Raw genomic sequence first — 18178 nt, forward strand, 5'->3', positions numbered from 1 at the left:
TGGGCATCGCGCGGGCTGCGGATGGGGGCCCGGCGCCCTTCGGGCCGACCTGGGACCCGCTGGCTGCGGATCGACCGAAAGCCGTTGTCTACTGAGCGTCCGGGCCCCATCCGGGTCACACCTGCCGACCGGGCCGGAACGTTCCCTCGCCGTGGCGCCGCACTGAGCCTGGCTCCCGTGGTCGGTGCCCCGGCCGGTGCACCGTCCCTGACCCAGTGGCGCGGCGACGAGCGCGCGGAGGTTCGCCGGTCGGGCGTCCGGTGGTGGACCCGGCCGAACCTACCGGCCCCGGGGCGCCGGATGTCAACACCGGTCACGGTCTGCGGGTCCTCGGCGATCCGGCCGGTGGACGCGGAGGACACGCAGGTCGCGCGACGGGACGGGGGGCCGGGGGCGCCTCGTCGGCGCCCCCGGAGATCACTCGCCCGGCCGTACGTACACGGTCCGCCCGCCGACCACCGTGCGCAGACAGACCGGCGGCTCGGCGCCCGGGGTGAGGTCGGGCAGGCCGGGGGTGCCGGAGCGCGGGTCGGTGGACCAGCGGGCGACCCGGTCGTCCGGGGCCTGGACGATCAGCTCGCCGGTGCGCCAGACGGCGTAGTCGGCGGGCGCGCCCGGCACCAGGGTCCCGGCGTCGTCGCGCCCGATCGCCCGCCAGCCGCCCCGGGTGTGCGCGGTGAAGGCGGCGCGGACGGAGATGCGGTGCTCGGGGGTGCGGTGGAAGGCGGCGGCGCGGACCGTGCCCCAGGGGTCGACCGGGGTGACCGGGCTGTCGGAGCCGAGCGCGAGCGGGACCCCGGCCCGCAGCAGGGCGGCGAAGGGGTTGAGGGTGCGGGCCCGCCCGGCGCCGAGCCGGCGCGCGTACATGCCGTCCTCCCCGCCCCACAGGGCGTCGAACGCGGGCTGCACGGAGGCGGTCAGGCCCAGTTCGGCGAAGGCGGCGACGGACTCCGGGGTGAGGAGTTCGGCGTGTTCCACGCGGTGCCGGGCGGCCCGTACGCGCGCGAGGCCGACCTTCGCGGCGGCGGCACGGACGCCCTCGGTCACGGTGTCGACGGCGGCATCGCCGATGGCGTGGAAGCCCGCCTGGAGTCCGGCCTCGGTGCACTCGGCGACATGCGCGGCCACCTCCCCGGCGTCCAGATAGGAGACGCCGGTGTGCGGGGCGTCGGCGTAGGGGGCGTGCAGACAGGCGGTGTGCGAGCCGAGGGCGCCGTCCACGAACAGGTCCCCGGCGGCGCCGAGGGCGCCCAGCGCGCGGGCCTTGGCGATGTCCCGCTCCGCCCAGTAGCCGGTCACCCGCGGTCCCGGTTCCTCGGCGGCGAGGCGCAGCAGACCGGTGAAGTCGTCCTCGCAGGAGATGTCCGGCCCGGCGCACTCGTGCAGCGACCCGACGCCCCGGGAGACGGCGTGCGCCAGCGCGGCCCGCTGTGCCTCGGTGCGCTGAGCGGGGGTCACGGCGGCCAGCGCGGCGGCGCGGACGGTGTGGTGGGCGTCGGCGGTCAGCGGGGCGTCCCCGCGTGGTACGTCCCCGGCGACCAGGTCGAGCAGGGTGGTGGTGACGACCGCCGAGTGGACGTCGATCCGGCTGAGGTACAGGGGACGGCCCCCGGTCGCCCGATCCAGCTCCGCCCGGGTCGGCGGGCGCCCGTCCGGCCAGCGGGCGGCGTCCCAGCCGTGCCCGAGCAGCACCCGGTCGCCGGGGCGCGCGGCGGCGAACTCCCGGACGAGGGCCAGGGCCGCGTCCAGGGTGGGGGCGGTGCTCAGATCGAGGCCGGTGAGGGCGAGACCGGTGGCCGTGGTGTGGACATGGGCGTCGGTGAACGCCGGGGTGACCAGGGCGCCGTCGAGGTCGATCACCTCGTCCACCCCGTCCGCGAAGGCGTCGGCGGCGCCCTCGGAGCCGACCCAGGCGATGGCGCCGTGCTCGACGACCATCGCGGTGGCGAAGGGATCGGCGGGGCTGTGGACCTCGCCGCGGCGGAGTAGGACCGTACGTGCACTCATGGCGGACAGTTTCTCGTGCCGGCGGACCGGCGTCGCCGCTGGGGCCCGGGGGCGGTCCGGTGTCAGATCTTCGGGGGCCGGGCCTCGTAGGGGGTCGACAGGACCACCGTCGTACGGGTGGAGACGCCGGCCAGGGAGCGCAGCCGGGCCAGCAGTTCCTCCAGCTCGTGCGGGGTGGCCACGCGGACCTTGAGGATGTAGTTCTCGTCGCCCGCGACGCTGTGGCACGCCTCGATCTCGGGGACCCCGGCGAGTCGGTCGGCGATGTCGTCGGGGGCGCTGGGGTCGAAGGGTTTGACCGAGATGAACGCCGTCATGGGCAGTCCGACGGCCTCCGGGTCGACCACGGCGGCGTACCCGCGGATGACGCCGCGCTGTTCGAGCCGGCGCACGCGCTGGTGCACGGCCGATGTGGACAGGCCCGTGGCCTTGCCGAGGTCTGTGTAGCTCATCCGCCCGTCCTTGACGAGCAGCTGCACGATATGACGGTCCAGCTCCTCCATGGGCGAGAACCTACAGTGCCGTTGATCTCCACGGATAGCTCAGAGGCACAGGTCATGCCCCGTTCGTGATGTACTCGGCGGTGGCCCGGGGGCCACCCGGGGGCGATCGGGCCGTCATTTTCACGGCGGCGGGCACCTTCGGGTGGCATGTGACGAACACCACAAGCCCTGAGAGCGCTTCGTGATCCTCTCGTGATTACCTCGAAGAGCGGACGGGAAGTGCTTGCTGTGGTCGAGGCCGCAGCGCCTTCACGGCCCAGCCCGAGGGGGAGAACCCATATGCAGAGTCTTAAGCGCCCTGGTCGCACCGCACCCAAGCGACCCCAGCCGGTCCTGGAACTCGCGCCGGAGGCCGTCGACACCGACGCCCTCGACGCCGATGAACCGGACGCGTACGACACCTTCGAGATGTACCGGGTGATCTGCCCGGACTGCGCTCAGCCCATCGCCCTGCTCGCGGACGAGGAGTTCCTGCCGGAGCACGCGCTGTGCGTCTCGCCGTGGAACCCGTTCGGGCTCACGGTCTGCGCCGGCACCGGCCGCCAGGCCACCGACGCCCGCCCCGCCGACGCGTCCGTCGCGCCGCAGGAGCAGGGCACGGCCCTGCTGTTGACGCTGCCCCAGGGCCTCGACTGGCGGACCCAGCCCTTCTCCCACGTGGGCGGTCCGGGCTCGCGCCCGATGCGCGTCCCCGAGATGCGCCGCCACGCCGCCTGACGGCTCCCCCGGCCGCTCGGCCGCCTCGCGCACTCCCTCCCGGCAGACGCCCCGCACCAGGATGCCCGCGGGCCGCCGTGGTCCGGGTTCGACATGGGGACCTCCCTGGCGCGCGGGGCGCGGAAGTGGACCACCGGGGCGCCTGTTGACGAACTGACGCTCACACCGGGCCATCGGTGACCTGTCCCCGGCCGGGTGCGTTGCCCTGGCATGACCCCCAGACACGCGACGACGACCGGGCGGCAGCAGCAGATCTTCGTACCGATGCCGACGGGGCTGGTGCCCGCGGAGCAGGCGGTGGCCGCGCGGTTGTCCGAAGAATCGGTTCAGCGGAGTACGCACCACCCGCAGCACCACCCGCAGCAGCAACAACCGCCGCACGCACAGCCTCAGCCTTCACCCCCGCCCCCGCCCCCTCCCCCGGGCCAGCCCCAGCCCGCGCAGGACGCGCCGATCTACCACGACCTGCTGCACACCTGGGCGCATCGCGGGCGCACCCTGCCGGGGTGCCACGACCCGGAGTGGGCCCGCCTCGTGGCACCGGCGGTACGGCCGGGCCAGTTCAGCACCGGCGGCCGGGATCCACAGGGCGGCGGGCGATGACGATGACTACGCGCCCGAGCGGATCGACACCGCCCGCCGACTGAAGCCATGACCGGGGCCGCGCTGGGCCGGGCGGAGCAAGGGCAGGGGCAGGCAGAGCTGGGACAGGCAGAGCAAGGGCGGGCGGAGTAAGGGCGGGCGGAGCAACGGCCGGTTGGAGCGAAGGCCCGTCCGAGCAAAGGCAGTTGGCCGCCAAAACCCGCCGACTCCCCCCGATCACACCCCCCATGGCCAGAATTGGTCCGAACCATTGACCCGACTGGTCTAGTCCTCCTAAGGTGCCGTTCATCGCCGCATCTATGCGTTCATGCCAATCGGCCCGCGCTCTTTCCCTCCCCAGGAGATTCTTGATGCGTTCTCTCCACCGACCTCGCGCCAGATTCCGGGCGCTCGTGGCAACGGTGTGTACGACCGTGCTCGGCGCCGGGCTGCTGGCCGGTGCGACCAGCGCCTCGGCGAAGCCCGAGGCCGCGGCCGTCGCCGAGGCCGCGCAGTCGGCCTCCCACCACGGCTCCGACAAGGTGATCGGCTACTACACCGAGTGGGGCACGTACGGCCGCAACTATCTGGTCAAGAACATCGACACCTCGGGCTCGGCGAAGAAGCTCACCCATATCAACTACGCCTTCGGCAATGTGGTCGACGGCAAGTGCGCGATCGGTGACAGCTACGCGGCGACCGAACGGGCCTACACCGCCGCCGAGTCGGTGGACGGCGTCGCGGACACCGCGGACCAGCCCCTGAAGGGCACCTTCAACCAGCTGCTCGAACTGAAGAAGAAGTACCCGCACATCAAGGTGCTGTACTCGTTCGGCGGCTGGTCCTGGTCCGGTGGCTTCGGTGAGGCGGCGCAGGACCCGGCCGCGTTCGCCGAGTCCTGCTACGACCTGGTCGAGAACTCGCAGTGGAAGAACGTCTTCGACGGCATCGACATCGACTGGGAGTACCCGAACGCCTGCGGGGCCACCTGTGACACCAGCGGTCGCGAGTCCTTCCCGGCGCTGATGAAGGCGGTGCGGGCCGAGTTCGGCAAGCGCAACCTGGTCACCGCCGCGATCACCGCCGACGCGAGCGCGGGCGGCAAGATCGACGCCGCGAACTACGCGGGCGCGGCCCGGTACGTCGACTGGTACCTGCCGATGACGTACGACTTCTTCGGCGCCTGGGCCGCGGCCGGTCCGACCGCGCCGCACTCGCCGCTGACCGCCTACCCGGGCATCCCGAACGCCGACTTCAACTCCGCGGCGACCATCGCCAAGCTGAAGAGCCTCGGCGTCCCGTCCTCCAAGCTGCTGCTCGGCATCGGCTTCTACGGCCGCGGCTGGACCGGCGTCACCCAGGCGGAGCCCGGCGGTACGGCGACCGGACCGGCGGCCGGCACCTACGAGGCCGGGTTCGAGGACTACAAGGTCCTGAAGAACACCTGCCCCGCGACCGGCACCGTGGGCGGCACCGCCTACGCCAAGTGCGGTGACAACTGGTGGAGTTACGACACCCCGAAGACCATCGGCACCAAGATGAAGTACAAGGACCGCCAGGACCTGGGCGGCACCTTCTTCTGGGAGCTGAGCGGCGACACCGCGAACGGTGAGCTGATCAAGTCCATCAAGTAACGGGCACCGCACAGGACTCGGGGCGGGAATCGGCGGATTCCCGCCCCGAGGCGTTGCCGTTCCCGCGAACCGATCAGCCCTCCCTCGACGCCGGTACTCCGTCCCGGCGGGCCGGGCCCGGCGCGCGCAGGGCGGGCTCCATCTCCTCCACCGCGCGCAGGGTGGCGCCGAGGGTCCTGACCAGCAGCCGCCCCACGGTGTCCCGGTCCAGGACCGGGCGGGCGATCCAGTCGAGGGCGGCGCCCTCCACCCCGCAGATCCAGCTCAGCAGCGCCATCCGGGCGACCGGTGTGATCTCCCGGCTGCCGTAGGCGCCCTCGGCGATGGTGTCGACGATCGCCTCGCGCACCCCGTCCCGGATGGCCTGCACCTCGGTGTCGAAGCCGACGCCCCCGCTGACGATGGTCCGGTAGGCGGCCTGGTGGTGCTCGGCGTAGCGCAGATAGCCGTCGATGGTGCGGTGGACGCGGTCCGCCGGGGCGAGGTCCAGACCTCCGGCGGCGGAGGTGATCAACTCGGACACCGCGTCCTGGACGATGGCCAGGTAGTAGCCGCGCTTGGACTGGAAGTAGTAGTAGATCAGGCCCTTGGCGACCCGGGCCTGGCGGGCGATGTCGTCCATCGACAGGGTGTCGTAGGACGTGTCGGCGAAGAGCCGGCGGCCGATGGCGATGAGTTCGGCGCGGCGGGCCTGGGAGCGCTCGGTGCCGCGGGCCCGGGGACGGGGGGCGTCGTCACGCCGTTGACTGGTACTCACATTCGACCCTGGTCTCATCCGGGCGGCAGGGCTGAGCAGTATGCCAGGTCGGCCCCGCCCCGGAGATCATCGCGGCGGAACGGGCCCTTCAGACCAGGCCGAGCTGGGTGATCAGCATCGCGATCACCACGACCAGGGTCCAGCCGGCCACCTGCTCGGCGATCCTGGGACCGTCCGTACGGGGGCCGCCGGTGCGGGCCCGGGATCGCGGGGAGGCAGCGGGTGCGCCGGGTGCGGTGGAGTGCGCGGTCATACGGATCTCGCTCCGGTCGTGCGTACGGTGGACTCCCCCGGGTCGGCGATGTGCCGATCCGTCCACCTTGCCACCGTCGGCGGCTTTCGCGGCCGAGAGGTTGGTCACAGCCGCACCGGAGGAGGGCCTTACGGGACGGTTGGTCACAGCCGCGCCGGAGGAGGGCCTTACGGGTTCCGCGCCGGTCGGGGACGGGTTGCCGTACGGGACGGGCGGGGTCAGTGCACTCCGACCGCCGCGAGGGCCTTGCGCTGGCGGGCGTTCGGGCGGGCCGGGAAGTAGAGGTAGCAGACCCCGCCGGTGCCGGAGGCGATCTTGCCGGAGGCGTTGTAGCGCTTGGTGCGCAGCCAGATGTTCTCCCATTCGCGGCGCCGGTAGACCCTGCGGACGGCGTCGTTGCTGGGCGAGGCGGGGTCGTTGGCGATCACATCGCCGTCGGCGGTGAAGCCGATCACCGTCATCAGATGCCCGGAGGTGCCGTATCCGGCGCCGGTCAGCTCCGACGCCAGGAACGACTGTGAGGTGATGACCGGAATGCCCGCCTTGATGAGGGTCTCCACCTCGGTGAGCGAGGCCAGCCGGGTCACCACGCCCTGGAGTCCGTCGAAGGTGCCCGCGTAGGCGGCGTTGAAGGGCCAGTTCCCACAGCCCGCGTACTGGTGGTCGTAGGTGTGCCGGGCCGCGTGGCAGATCTGGGGGTCGGTGAAGGACGGGTCGACCCAGGAGAGCTGCTCCTCGGTGAGCCGGCCGCCCCAGTACTCGATGATCATCTGCGAGGAGGTGGGGCTGCACCAGGCCTCACCGCCGTTGTCGTACTCCGGGTACCGGCCCTTGTGGATCTCCTGGGAGTAGCGCGGGACGGCGAGTTCGGCGGCGAGGGCGGGCGCCGATGCCGGGACGGTGAAGCGGTCGGGGACGTCGGAGCCCATCGCGCCGGCCCGCCGGACGGTCGGGGTGAGCCGGGTGCCGGGCCTGCGGTACAGGGTCAGCCGCAGCCGGTACGCGGCCAGCCGCAGCCCGGACGCCGGGTCGTCGATCGAGAAGGTGTCGGTCCAGACACTGCTGCGGCCGTCGCCCTGGTCGTCCACCGAGGTGCGCCGCAGATCGCCGTCGCCCGACGCCCAGCGGCCCAGCACGTACCAGGGTGTGGCCGTGCCGTCGGAGTAGGTGCCGGTCAGCTCGATCTGGAGCCAGGTCCCGGCGGGGGTCTCGGCGTTCCAGGAGACGATGGCCTCGGTGGCGGGCACGGTGAGCCGGTGCACCGGCGAGGTCCAGGTGGCGTACTCCCAGACGGCGGTGGTCCCGGTGTGCGGGTCCGGGTACTCGGCGGTACCGGCCGCCGCCGCGATCACCAGCCCGGCACGGCTCCCGGGCACCGCCCGCGTCCCCCGCGCGATCCCGGACCGCCAGTCGCCGTACGAGGTCCAGGCCCGGTTGTCCACCGGGCGGGCCGGGGCGCGGCCGGGGCCCGCGGCGCCCTGGCGGGGTGCGGCGGAGGCGGACCCCGTGCCGCCGGCCACGGCGACGGCGGCCACGGTCGCGGCCAGAACGGTTCTGCGGGACGGCTGTTCGGCGCTGCGCATGGCTGAGGGACCCCCGGAATCCGTGGACGGTCGCGCGGCCGGGCCGACCGCGTGGGCCCACTATGACCGCCGGGGACGCATTCCGGCCAGCATCCCGGACCGTGCGGCGGGGACCAATATTGGTTCAGTCCACTGATACGACCGGGACCGCCCCGCGCCCCGCTCCCCCACCCGTACCAGCGATGATGGGGTGATGTCCCACCCGGATGACCCCGCGCACACCGCGCCGACCTCCCCTCCGATCTCCCCGCCGACCTCCCGGCCGGCATCCCCGTCGGCATCCCAGTCGACCGCCCCGCCGACCGCCCCGCTGGCCACCCTCGCCGGGCGGCTCGCCGCGCTGCCGCCGTCGTGCGGGCCGGTGCGGCTGATCGCGGTCGACGGGCACGCGGGGTCGGGGAAGACGACCTTCACCGCCCGGCTGGCCGAGGCGCTGCCCGGCGGGAGGGCCGCCGTCCCGGTCCTCCATCTCGACGACATCGCCACCCACACCGCGCTCTTCGACTGGACCGACCGCCTCCTCGGCCAGGTGATCGCCCCGCTCGCCCGCGGCGAGAGCGCCCGCTACTCCCCCTACGACTGGCGCACCCACGCCTTCGGCGCCCCGCGGACGCTGCCCGCCGCCCCGGTGGTGCTGATCGAGGGCGTCGGCGCGGGCCGACGCGCGCTGCGCCCGTATCTGGCGGGGCTGCTGTGGATGGACGTACCGCGTGAGACGGCGTGGGCACGGGGGCGGGACCGGGACGGGGCGGAGCAGCGGGAGTTCTGGGCCGGGTGGGTCGCCGCGGAGGAACGGCACTTCGCCGAGGACCCTTCACGCCCCCGCGCACAGGTGCTGGTACGGCAGACACCCGAGGGGTACGCGGTGCTGCCGGGGCCGCTGATGACCGCGGACCCGGACCAGATCGTCACCGAGGGTGAGGACCCGGCGTCAATGTGCTGAACTTGTGAAGACCCTTGCATTCGAACTTGAGCCGGTGCTTCAACTCGGCTTGACCCAAGGGCCGTACAGGACTTACGTTCTCAACGTGCGGCCCGTCGAGGCCGCCGCAGGACGCGAAGCCCCCGGTTGTTCCCCCGTGATCGGGGGCTTCGTTCTGCCTTCTCTCCCCTTTCGACCTTTTTCTCCACCCCCTCTCCGCGCGCCCAGCGCCGCCCCACGCTCACCCAGGGTCACCGTGAGGTGTGCGCCCCGTCTGCTGCCACCTCGCCAAACGGGCCGTGCGGCACCCTACGGCGGGCCCAGCCGCCGCGGGTACCATGCCCTCGGTGCGACCTACGGACGGCTGCTTCGCGCACCTGGCAACTCCGGTCCGCGGCCCAGCGGTTGGCGAAGCCGGCGGCCACCGGGCGACGGCCCGGGGGGACACCGACGGGGGCACGGTTTGTGGGGGGACGTTGATGGACTTCGGCACGCAGGGCGGCCCCGAGGCCCCCGCCGATCTGGCCTGGCTCAGAGGTGTGGACGCCTACACCATGGGGGCCTATCCACAGGCCGAGGACGAGTTCCGGACCGCGGTCAGGATCGACCCTGGAATGGCGGACGGCTGGCTGGGACTGCACGCGCTCAGGGTCGACACCACGACCGCGCTGCTGCGGATGCACCGCCACCGCGACCGCTTCGGCGAACAGCGCGCCCGGCATTGCCGGACGCTCAACTCCTGGTACTGGCTGGGCTGGTGGGTGCAGCCGGTGCTGGAGAGCCCGCGGGATCTGCTGCTCGCGCACGCCTCGCACTGGCTGGACGGACGGCATGTGCCGGAGCTGGACCGGGCGCTCGCCGGCCTCCCGCCGGTCGACACCGACCCCCAGGTCCGCTTTCTGCACGCCTGCCGCTCCTATCTGGTCAAGGACTGGGAGCAGTTGGTACGGCACACCGACCCGCTGCTCGGTGATCCGCTGCTCGGTATCGAGGCCGGGCTGTTCGGCGGCATGGCCCGGGTCCGGCTGGAGATGTACGGGCAGGCCGAGCCGATGCTGTCGGGGGCGCTGATGCGCTGCCGCAGCGAACAGCCGCAGCGCAAGGAGCTGCGCTACTGGCTCGCGCGGGCGCACGAGGGCACCGGGCGCAGCGCCGCCGCGCTCCCCCTGTACCGGGCGGTGCACCGGGTCGACCCCGCCTTCATGGACACCTCCGCCCGGCTCGCCGCCATCTCCGAGGGCGACGGCTACGACGACGCCGACGGCCTCGCCGCGCTCACCCTCACCGGCGTCGGACCCGACGGCTTCGACGGACCGGACGGGCTCGATCCGCTGTTCGGCACCGAGGACCGCAATCTGAGACTGACCGAACCGGGCCCCGGCGGCCCCGGCACGCCCGGCGGCCCGCCCCCGGCCGGACCGCTGCCGCCGGTGGCGGTGCCGGACCCGGTGGTACGCGCCAAGACGACCACCCCCGAGCCCGCACTGCCCGCCGGGCCGACCGATGCCGCGTTACTTGAGGAGGCGCTCGCCGAACTGGAGCGCATGGTCGGTCTCGAACCGGTGAAACGCCAGGTCAAGGCGCTCTCCGCACAGCTGAACATGGCCCGGCTGCGGGCCGGTCAGGGGCTGCCGGTGCAGCCGCCCAAACGTCACTTCGTCTTCTCCGGCCCCTCCGGCACCGGCAAGACCACGGTGGCCAGGATCCTCGGCCGGGTCTTCTACGCCCTCGGGCTGCTCGGCGGCGACCATCTGGTGGAGGCCCAGCGCGCCGATCTGGTCGGCGAGTATCTGGGCCAGACCGCCGTCAAGGCCAATGAACTCATCGACTCCGCGCTCGGCGGGGTCCTCTTCGTCGACGAGGCGTACGCGCTCTCCAACTCCGGCTACGGCAAGGGGGACGCGTACGGGGACGAGGCGCTCCAGGTGCTGCTGAAGCGGGCCGAGGACAACCGGGACCATCTGGTGGTGATCCTCGCCGGGTACCCGGAGGGCATGGACCGGCTGCTCGCCGCCAACCCCGGACTCTCCTCCCGCTTCACGACGCGCGTCGACTTCCCCTCCTACCGCCCCCAGGAACTCACCTCCATCGGCGAGGTCCTCGCCGCGGAGAACGGGGACGTCTGGGACGAGGAGGCCCTGGACGAGCTGCGCTCGATCGCCGGTCATGTGGTGGACCAGGGCTGGATCGACGAACTCGGCAACGGCCGGTTCCTGCGGACCCTGTACGAGAAGAGCTGCGCCTACCGGGACCTGCGGCTCTCCGGGTACCCGGGCAGCCTCTCCCGGGACGACCTGGCGACCCTCAGACTGCCGGATCTGATGCAGGCGTACGGGGAGGTGCTGTCGGGGCGGGGGCCGCAGGATCCGTCGGCGATATGACCACCGGCCCTATGTGGCCAGTACCTGTTCCGGCAGTCGCGCCGCCGGCTGATGGGCCGGGTCCGTCACCTCCCCCACCAGGAGTTCCAGGACGTCCTCCAGGGCGACCAGGCCCAGGACCCGGCCGGAGGCGTCCGCCACCTGGGCGAGATGGGTGGCCGCCCGGCGCATCACGGTGAGGGCGTCGTCCAGCGGGAGATCCGGGCGCAGGGTCGTCATGGGGCGCCAGATCTGCTGCGGCACCGCCCGGGAGGCGTCCTCCAGGTCCAGGACATCCTTGACATGGAGGTACCCCATGAAGGGGCCGGACCCCGCCGCCACCGGGAACCGGGAGTAGCCGGTGCGCGCGGTGAGGGCGACGACCCGGGCCGGGGTGACCGACGGATCGACGGTGACCAGGCCCTCGCGGGCGAGCAGGACGTCCGTCACCGGGCGGGAGCCCAGCTCCAGGGCGTCCTCCAGCCGCTCCTGCTCCTCGGGGCCGAGGAGTCCGGCCTGACCGGAGTCCTCGACCAGCCGGTTGAGCTGCTCACTGGTGAAGACGGCCTCGATCTCGTCCTTCGGCTCGACCCGGAAGAGCCGCAGCACACCCTGGGCGCAGGCGCCGAGCGCGGCGGTGACCGGCCCGCACAGCCGGGCGAAGGCGACCAGCCCCGGGCTCAGCCACAGCGCGGCCTTCTCCGGTGCGGCCATCGCCAGGTTCTTCGGGACCATCTCGCCGATCACCAGATGGAAGAAGACGACCACCGCGAGGGCGATGACATAGCCCAGGGGGTGGATCATGGCGTGCGGCAGTCGGACCCAGGCGAAGACCGGCTCCAGCAGCCGGGCCACCGTCGGTTCCGCCACCGCGCCCAGGGTCAGCGAGCAGACGGTGATGCCGAACTGGGCCGCCGCCATCATCCGCGGCAGATGCTCCAGCCCGTACAGCACCTGGCGGGCGCGGGCGGTGCCGAGGGGTTCGATCTGGCTGCGGCGGACGGAGACCAGGGCGAACTCGGCGCCGACGAAGAACCCGTTGGCCAGCACCAGCAGCCCGGCGAACAGCAGTTGCAGCACGCTCATCGGACCGCCTCCAGCACCGGGGCGGCCCTGACCAGCCGGACCCGTTCGGCGCGGTAGTGCCCGACCCGGCGCACCGCGAGCCGCCAGCCGGGCAGCTCGGCCCGGTCGCCGACGGCCGGGATCCGGCCCAGCAGATCGGCGACCAGCCCCGCGACCGTCTCGTACGGTCCGTCCGGGGCGTCCAGGCCGATACGGCGCAGAGTGTCGACCCGGCAGCTGCCGTCGGCGTCCCAGGCGGGGCGGCCGTCCTCGGGCGGGGCCGGGCACAGCTCGGGCGCGTCCTGCCCGTCGTGCTCGTCGCGGACCTCGCCGACGAGTTCCTCGACGATGTCCTCCAGGGTGACCACCCCGGCGGTACCGCCGTACTCGTCGACGACGACCGCGATCGGCTGCTCGCTGCGCAGCCGGGCCAGCAGCGGCTGCACCGGCAGGGTCTCGGGGACCAGCAGCGCGGGCCGGGCGATCCGGTCGACCGGGGTGCGCAGCCGCTCATGGACCGGGACGGCGAGGGCGTCCTTGAGATGGGCCATGCCGACGATCTCGTCGATCCGCTCCCGGTAGACCGGGAACCGGGAGAGCCCGGTGGCCCGTACCAGGTTGACGACGTCCTCGGCGGTCGCCGTCTCCTGGAGGGCGGCGACCTTCAGCCGGGGGGTCATGACGTGCTGGGCGGTGAGCCCGCCGAGGGACAGGGTGCGGACGAACAGGTCCGCGGTGTCCTGCTCCAGGGCACCGGCCCGCGCGGAGTGGCGGGCCAGGGAGACGAGTTCGCCGGGGGTGCGGGCGGAGGCCAGCTCCTCGGCGGGCTCGAAACCGAGGGCGCGGACCAGCCGGTTGGCGACCGCGTTGAGGGCCGCGATCACCGGGCGGAAGACCCGGGCGAACAGATGCTGGGGGCCGGCCACGAACCGGGCGACCTCCAGCGGCCGGGACACCGCCCAGTTCTTCGGCACGAGTTCGCCGACCACCATCTGCACGGCGGACGCCAGCAACATCCCGACGACCACGGCGGCACCGGGGACCGCGCCCTCGGGCAGTCCGGTGGCGAGCAGGGGGCCGTCCAGGAGCTGGGCCAGGGCGGGTTCGGCGAGCATGCCGACGACCAGGGAGGTGAGGGTGATGCCGAGCTGGGTGCCGGAGAGCTGGAACGAGAGTTCCTTGAGGGACGCGACGACCGTGGCGGCCCGGCGGTCCCCGGCCGCGGCGGCCTGTTCGGCGTCGGGGCGGTCCACGGTGACCAGGCCGAACTCGGCTGCCACGAAGAAGCCATTGGCGAGAATCAGCAGAAAGGCTGCCGCCAGTAAGAGAAGGGGGAGGGTCATGATGCCGCCGCCTCGACCTCGACGCTATGTCGACCGGGGGCGGCGCAGGTACTACAGGACGGTCCGTCCATCGCCGGAGGGAGTCACTCCTCGGGTAGCTGGAACCCCCGCACGCCGGGCGGCGATCACGGGGGCGGGGCGCAGCGAAACGCCTCCGGGACCAGATTAATCACGACAGCCGCGCCCGCGGGAGGGTGGACGCGGCGGGTCAGCCGTGCTGTGGGCCGGCCGGCTGTCCGGCGCGGGCCTCGACCAGGGCGCGCAGGGCGCGGGCATCGGCGATGGCCTGCTCCTTCGCGATGCCGGGCTGGATACCGATCACGGCGAGGCTGGTGCCGTCGCTGAGGTCGAGAAAGACCCAGGGATCACCGACGCGCAGATTGACCCGGATGATTTCGGCCCATTCCAGCCGGCGGGCGCTGGCGAAGTTGACGACCGTGACCCCGGAGTCCTCGGCGACGACCCGGGGCCGGGCGAGGACCAGCACCACGGCGGAGAGCAGCGCCGCGGTGAACACGAAGCTGATCCGCTCGGCGGTGGAGAGCCGGTCCAGCAGCAGCGCCATCACCGACACCACCGTGAAGATCGCGGTCGCGGCGGTGAGCAGCACGGCCCGGGTGCGGGTGGGGCGGAAGGTGACGGGCAGCGCGGGCGCCGCCTCCGGCGTCGGTTCGTCCGGCTTCGGCTGGTCCGGCATCGATTGGTCCGGCATCGGTTCGGTACCTCTCGGCCTCAGAGGCGGCAGGCGTGGATGGCGGTGGTCAGGATGGCGCGGGCGCCGATGTCGTAGAGGTCGTCCATCAGCCGCTGGGCGTCGCTGGACGGGACCATCGCGCGGACGGCGACCCAGCCCTCGTTGTGCAGCGGGGAGATGGTCGGGCCCTCCAGACCGGGCGTGATCGCCACGGCCTCTTCGAGGTTCTCGGCGCGGATGTCGTAGTCCATCATCACGTACGTCCGGGCCACCAGGACGCCCTGGAGGCGGCGCAGGAACTGCTCGACCTTGGGTTCCTCGACATCGGCGCCGGTGCGGCGGACGACGATGGCCTCGGACTGCATGATGGGCTCGCCGAACACCTCAAGACCGGCGTTGCGCAGCGAGGTGCCGGTCTCCACGACATCGGCGATGACCTCGGCCACCCCGAGTTCGATCGCGGTCTCGACGGCGCCGTCGAGGTGGACGACGGAGGCGTCGATGCCGCTGTCGGCGAGGTGCTTGGCGACGATGCCCTCGTAGGAGGTCGCGACCGTCTTGCCGTTCAGGTCGGCGAGGGCGTCGGCGGTGCCGGGCTTGGTGGCGTAGCGGAAGGTGGAGCGGGCGAAGCCGAGGGGGAGGATCTCCTCGGCGCCGGCGCCGGAGTCGACCAGCAGATCGCGGCCGGTGATGCCGATGTCGAGGCGGCCGGTGGAGACATAGATCGCGATGTCGCGGGGGCGGAGGTAGAAGAACTCGACCTCGTTGACCGGGTCGACGATCCGCAGTTCCTTGGACTCGCGGCGCTGGCGGTAGCCGGCCTCATGCAGCATGTCCGCCGCAGGGCCGGAAAGGGAACCCTTGTTGGGGACGGCGATGCGCAGCATGAGGTCGGCTTCCTTTGCGTGAGGCGGAGGGGGGACTGCGGGGCTTACAGGTGGGCGTAGACGTCGTCCAGGGAGATGCCGCGGGCGACCATCATCACCTGGACGTGGTACAGCAGCTGGGAGATCTCCTCGGCCGCCGCGTCCTTGCTCTCGTACTCGGCGGCCATCCAGACCTCGGCGGCCTCTTCGACGACCTTCTTGCCGATGGCGTGGACGCCCTTGCCGACGAGTTCGGCGGTGCGGGAGCTGGCGGGGTCGCCGTGGGCGGCCTTGTGCTGGAGCTCGGTGAACAGCTCCTCGAACGTCTTCTTGGACATGGTGGCGCCCACTTTACGCGGTGTGCCGGGCGGGCTAACGCCATGGTTCGGATAGTGAGCGCAGGGCGGCGGCGGTGGCGACGGCGGCGGTCACCGCCTCATGGCCCTTGTCCTCGCTGGAGCCGGGCAGCCCGGCGCGGTCCAGGGCCTGCTCCTCGGTGTCGCAGGTGAGGACGCCGAAGCCGACGGGGACACCGGTGTCCGTGCCGACCCGGGTGAGGCCGGCGGTGACGCCCTGGCAGACGTACTCGAAGTGGGGGGTGCCGCCGCGGATGACGACGCCGAGGGCGACGACGGCGTCGTAGCCGCGGCCGGCGAGGACCTGGGCGGCCACCGGCAGTTCCCAGCTGCCGGGGACGCGGAGCACGGTGGACTCGGCGATGCCCAGGTCGCGCAGGGCGCGCAGGGCGCCGTCCACCAGTCCGTCCATCACTTTCTCGTGCCACTGCGCGGCGATCACGCCGACCCGCAGGTCGGCCACATCGCTCACGGACAGTTCCGGTGCGCCCTTGCCGCTCACGTTCTCTTCTCTCCTCGGGTTCGTCGGGTACGTCGGGGGTGCTGCTACTGGTTGCCGCAGGTGGCCGCCGGGTCGGCGGGGGTGTCCAGCCAGGGCAGGTCGTGGCCCATCCGGTCCCGTTTGGTGCGCAGATAGGTCAGATTGAACTCACCCGCGGTGACGGGCATCGGCTCCCGGCCGGTGACGGCCAGGCCGTGCCGGACGAGGGCGTCGGTCTTGTCGGGGTTGTTGGTCATCAGGCACAGACTGCGCACCCCGAGGTCGGCGAGGATGCGGGCGCCGGCCGCGTAGTCCCGGGCGTCGGCGGGCAGGCCCAGCTCCAGATTGGCGTCCAGGGTGTCGCGGCCGTGCTCCTGGAGTTCATAGGCGCGGAGTTTGGAGAGCAGGCCGATGCCCCGGCCCTCGTGGCCGCGGAGGTAGACGACCACGCCCCGGCCCTCGGCCTGGATGCGCTCCATCGCCGTGCGCAGCTGGGGGCCGCAGTCGCAGCGCAGGGAGTGGAAGACATCGCCGGTGAGGCATTCGCTGTGCATCCGGACGAGGACGTCCTCGCCGTCGCCGAGGTCGCCGTGGACCAGCGCCACATGCTCGACGCCGTCGGTGAGGGAGCGGTAGCCGTAGGCGGTGAAGGTGCCGTGGGCGGTGGGGAGCCGGGTCTCGGCCTCGCGGCGGACGGTGGGCTCGGCGGCGCGGCGGTGGGCGATCAGGTCCTCGATGGAGATGATCGTCAGGCCGTGCTTGCGGGCGAAGGGGATCAGCTCGGGCAGCCGGAGCATCCGGCCGTCCTCACCGGCGATCTCCACGATGGCGCCGGCCGGGCGCAGTCCGGCGAGCCGGGCGAGGTCGACGGCGGCCTCGGTGTGGCCGTTGCGGACCAGCACGCCGCCGGGGCGGGCGCGCAGCGGGAAGATATGGCCGGGGCGGACCAGGTCGCCGGGTTCGGCGGTGCCGCTCGCGAGGAGGCGCAGGGTGGTGGCGCGGTCGGCGGCGGAGATGCCGGTGCTCACCCCGTGCGCGGGCGAGGCGTCGACGGTGACGGTGAACGCGGTCCGCATCGACTCGGTGTTGTCCTGGACCATCTGCGGCAGCTTCAGCCGGTCGAGTTCCCCGCCCTCCATGGGGGCGCAGATCATGCCGCGGCACTCGCTCATCATGAAGGCGACGATCTCGGGGGTGGCCTTCTCGGCGGCGATCACCAGATCGCCCTCGTTCTCGCGGTCCTCGTCGTCGACGACCACGACCGGGCGGCCCGCGGCGATATCGGCGATGGCCTGTGCCACGGGGTCGAGGGCGATGTGCTCGAAGCCGTCGGCGGAGTGGAGGACGGGTGCCATGGTCATGCGTGCGCTCCTTCCATCAGGGGCCGCGCGTCGTTGCGGGTGCGCAGCCACCAGTCGCGCATGCCCCACAGGACGAGTGCGCCGTAGATGACGTAGACGAAGCCGGAGAAGGCGTAGCCGTTGGCGAAGTTGAGGGGGACGCCGACCAGGTCGACCAGCAGCCAGGCGAACCAGAACTCGACCATGCCGCGGGCCTGGGCGTACATCGCGACGACCGTGCCGACGAAGATGTAGGCGTCGGGCCAGGGGTCCCAGGACAGGGAGGGGTGGGCGGAGAAGAGCAGGGCCACGCCGACCGTGCCGGCCGCCGCGGCGGCGAGCAGGGCGGCGCGTTCGCGCCAGGTGGCGAAGCGGACGGCGATCCGGCCGTCCCCGGCGGCGCCGCTGCGGGTGCGGCGCCGCCACTGCCACCAGCCGAAGAGGGCGACGGCCATGACGACGACCTGTTTGCCCGCGCTGCCGGTGAGATGGCCGAAGAAGGCGCCGAAGAGGATCAGCCCGGACAGGAACTGCACCGGCCAGGTCCACAGGGAGCGGCGCCAGCCCAGGGCGAGGGCGACGAGACCGAGGAGGTTGCCGATCATGTCCGACCAGATGATGTGCTGGCCGAACAGGACGAACGCCTCGGAGTTGAGGGAGTTCACCGGGGTTCTCCGGGGTCCTGCGACGCGGGGGCCTGTGCGGGGGACTGTGT

The 18178-nt window shown here is 72.6% G+C and carries 18 protein-coding genes; 5 read left to right on the top strand and 13 right to left on the bottom strand.

What is annotated here, in order from left to right:
• Positions 1–417: 417 nt before the first annotated feature.
• Positions 418–2016 (bottom strand): amidohydrolase, encoded by a 1599-nt coding sequence (locus ABZX40_RS00225; protein WP_355733364.1) that lies wholly within the window; start codon positions 2014–2016, stop codon positions 418–420.
• Between the two features lie 53 nt (positions 2017–2069).
• Positions 2070–2510, bottom strand: a complete 441-nt coding sequence (locus tag ABZX40_RS00230) for an Lrp/AsnC family transcriptional regulator (RefSeq protein ID WP_355733233.1) — start codon at positions 2508–2510, stop codon at positions 2070–2072.
• Positions 2511–2789: 279 nt separating this feature from the next.
• Between ABZX40_RS00230 and ABZX40_RS00235 the strand changes: the two genes are divergently transcribed.
• The 3 genes from ABZX40_RS00235 to ABZX40_RS00245 all read left to right on the top strand — a co-directional run bounded on the left by ABZX40_RS00235 (position 2790) and on the right by ABZX40_RS00245 (position 5443).
• Entirely contained in the window at positions 2790–3227 is a 438-nt protein-coding gene (locus ABZX40_RS00235) for a hypothetical protein (RefSeq protein ID WP_355733230.1), read from the top strand.
• A gap of 210 nt (positions 3228–3437) precedes the next feature.
• Positions 3438–3830, top strand: a complete 393-nt coding sequence (locus ABZX40_RS00240; protein WP_355733228.1) for a hypothetical protein — start codon at positions 3438–3440, stop codon at positions 3828–3830.
• A gap of 350 nt (positions 3831–4180) precedes the next feature.
• On the top strand, positions 4181–5443 hold the full coding sequence (locus tag ABZX40_RS00245; RefSeq protein WP_355733225.1) for a glycoside hydrolase family 18 protein: 1263 nt from the start codon (positions 4181–4183) through the stop codon (positions 5441–5443).
• 73 nt (positions 5444–5516) lie between these two features.
• Here the strand turns inward: ABZX40_RS00245 and ABZX40_RS00250 are convergent, their stop codons facing one another.
• The 3 genes from ABZX40_RS00250 to ABZX40_RS00260 all read right to left on the bottom strand — a co-directional run bounded on the left by ABZX40_RS00250 (position 5517) and on the right by ABZX40_RS00260 (position 8036).
• The gene (locus ABZX40_RS00250; protein WP_355733222.1) at positions 5517–6200 is read right to left on the bottom strand and encodes a TetR/AcrR family transcriptional regulator; all 684 of its coding nucleotides are present in this window, start codon (positions 6198–6200) and stop codon (positions 5517–5519) included.
• 88 nt (positions 6201–6288) lie between these two features.
• Complete coding sequence (locus ABZX40_RS00255) at positions 6289–6453, bottom strand: SCO1431 family membrane protein (RefSeq protein WP_355733219.1); 165 nt, start codon at positions 6451–6453, stop codon at positions 6289–6291.
• A gap of 218 nt (positions 6454–6671) precedes the next feature.
• Positions 6672–8036: a peptidase C39 family protein gene (locus ABZX40_RS00260; RefSeq protein WP_355733216.1), complete on the bottom strand. Its 1365-nt coding sequence runs from the start codon at positions 8034–8036 to the stop codon at positions 6672–6674.
• A 310-nt stretch (positions 8037–8346) separates the two neighbouring features.
• On the opposite strand from ABZX40_RS00260, the gene ABZX40_RS00265 reads away from it, so the two are divergent.
• Positions 8347–8979 (top strand): hypothetical protein, encoded by a 633-nt coding sequence (locus tag ABZX40_RS00265; protein WP_355733362.1) that lies wholly within the window; start codon positions 8347–8349, stop codon positions 8977–8979.
• Between the two features lie 458 nt (positions 8980–9437).
• Positions 9438–11339 carry an AAA family ATPase gene (locus ABZX40_RS00270; RefSeq protein WP_355733213.1) on the top strand — a complete coding sequence of 634 codons (1902 nt, stop codon included), beginning with the start codon at positions 9438–9440 and terminating at the stop codon, positions 11337–11339.
• A gap of 9 nt (positions 11340–11348) precedes the next feature.
• Here the strand turns inward: ABZX40_RS00270 and ABZX40_RS00275 are convergent, their stop codons facing one another.
• From ABZX40_RS00275 to ABZX40_RS00310, 8 genes are all read right to left on the bottom strand, one after another.
• Entirely contained in the window at positions 11349–12404 is a 1056-nt protein-coding gene (locus ABZX40_RS00275) for a hemolysin family protein (RefSeq protein ID WP_355733210.1), read from the bottom strand.
• The gene (locus tag ABZX40_RS00280; RefSeq protein WP_355733207.1) at positions 12401–13726 is read right to left on the bottom strand and encodes a hemolysin family protein; all 1326 of its coding nucleotides are present in this window, start codon (positions 13724–13726) and stop codon (positions 12401–12403) included. Before ABZX40_RS00280 ends, ABZX40_RS00275 begins: the two co-directional genes overlap by 4 nt.
• Positions 13727–13934: 208 nt before the next feature.
• Positions 13935–14438, bottom strand: coding sequence for a PH domain-containing protein (locus ABZX40_RS00285; protein ID WP_355733204.1), 504 nt, complete (start codon positions 14436–14438; stop codon positions 13935–13937).
• A 20-nt stretch (positions 14439–14458) separates the two neighbouring features.
• Positions 14459–15307, bottom strand: a complete 849-nt coding sequence (hisG, locus tag ABZX40_RS00290) for an ATP phosphoribosyltransferase (RefSeq protein WP_355733202.1) — start codon at positions 15305–15307, stop codon at positions 14459–14461.
• Positions 15308–15351: 44 nt separating this feature from the next.
• A complete protein-coding gene (locus tag ABZX40_RS00295; RefSeq protein WP_355733200.1) occupies positions 15352–15624 on the bottom strand; it encodes a phosphoribosyl-ATP diphosphatase in 273 nt (90 codons plus the stop codon).
• A 34-nt stretch (positions 15625–15658) separates the two neighbouring features.
• On the bottom strand, positions 15659–16144 hold the full coding sequence (gene ribH, locus ABZX40_RS00300) for a 6,7-dimethyl-8-ribityllumazine synthase (protein ID WP_355733198.1): 486 nt from the start codon (positions 16142–16144) through the stop codon (positions 15659–15661).
• Positions 16145–16188: 44 nt separating this feature from the next.
• Positions 16189–17484 (bottom strand): bifunctional 3,4-dihydroxy-2-butanone-4-phosphate synthase/GTP cyclohydrolase II, encoded by a 1296-nt coding sequence (locus ABZX40_RS00305; protein WP_355733195.1) that lies wholly within the window; start codon positions 17482–17484, stop codon positions 16189–16191.
• Positions 17481–18128 (bottom strand): nicotinamide mononucleotide transporter family protein, encoded by a 648-nt coding sequence (locus ABZX40_RS00310; protein WP_355733193.1) that lies wholly within the window; start codon positions 18126–18128, stop codon positions 17481–17483. The genes ABZX40_RS00305 and ABZX40_RS00310 overlap by 4 nt, the downstream gene beginning before the upstream one ends.
• Positions 18129–18178: the final 50 nt, after the last annotated feature.

The sequence above is a fragment of the Streptomyces sp. NPDC004610 genome (genome assembly GCF_040609715.1).
In the GTDB taxonomy this organism is placed as follows: Bacteria; Actinomycetota; Actinomycetes; order Streptomycetales; family Streptomycetaceae; genus Streptomyces.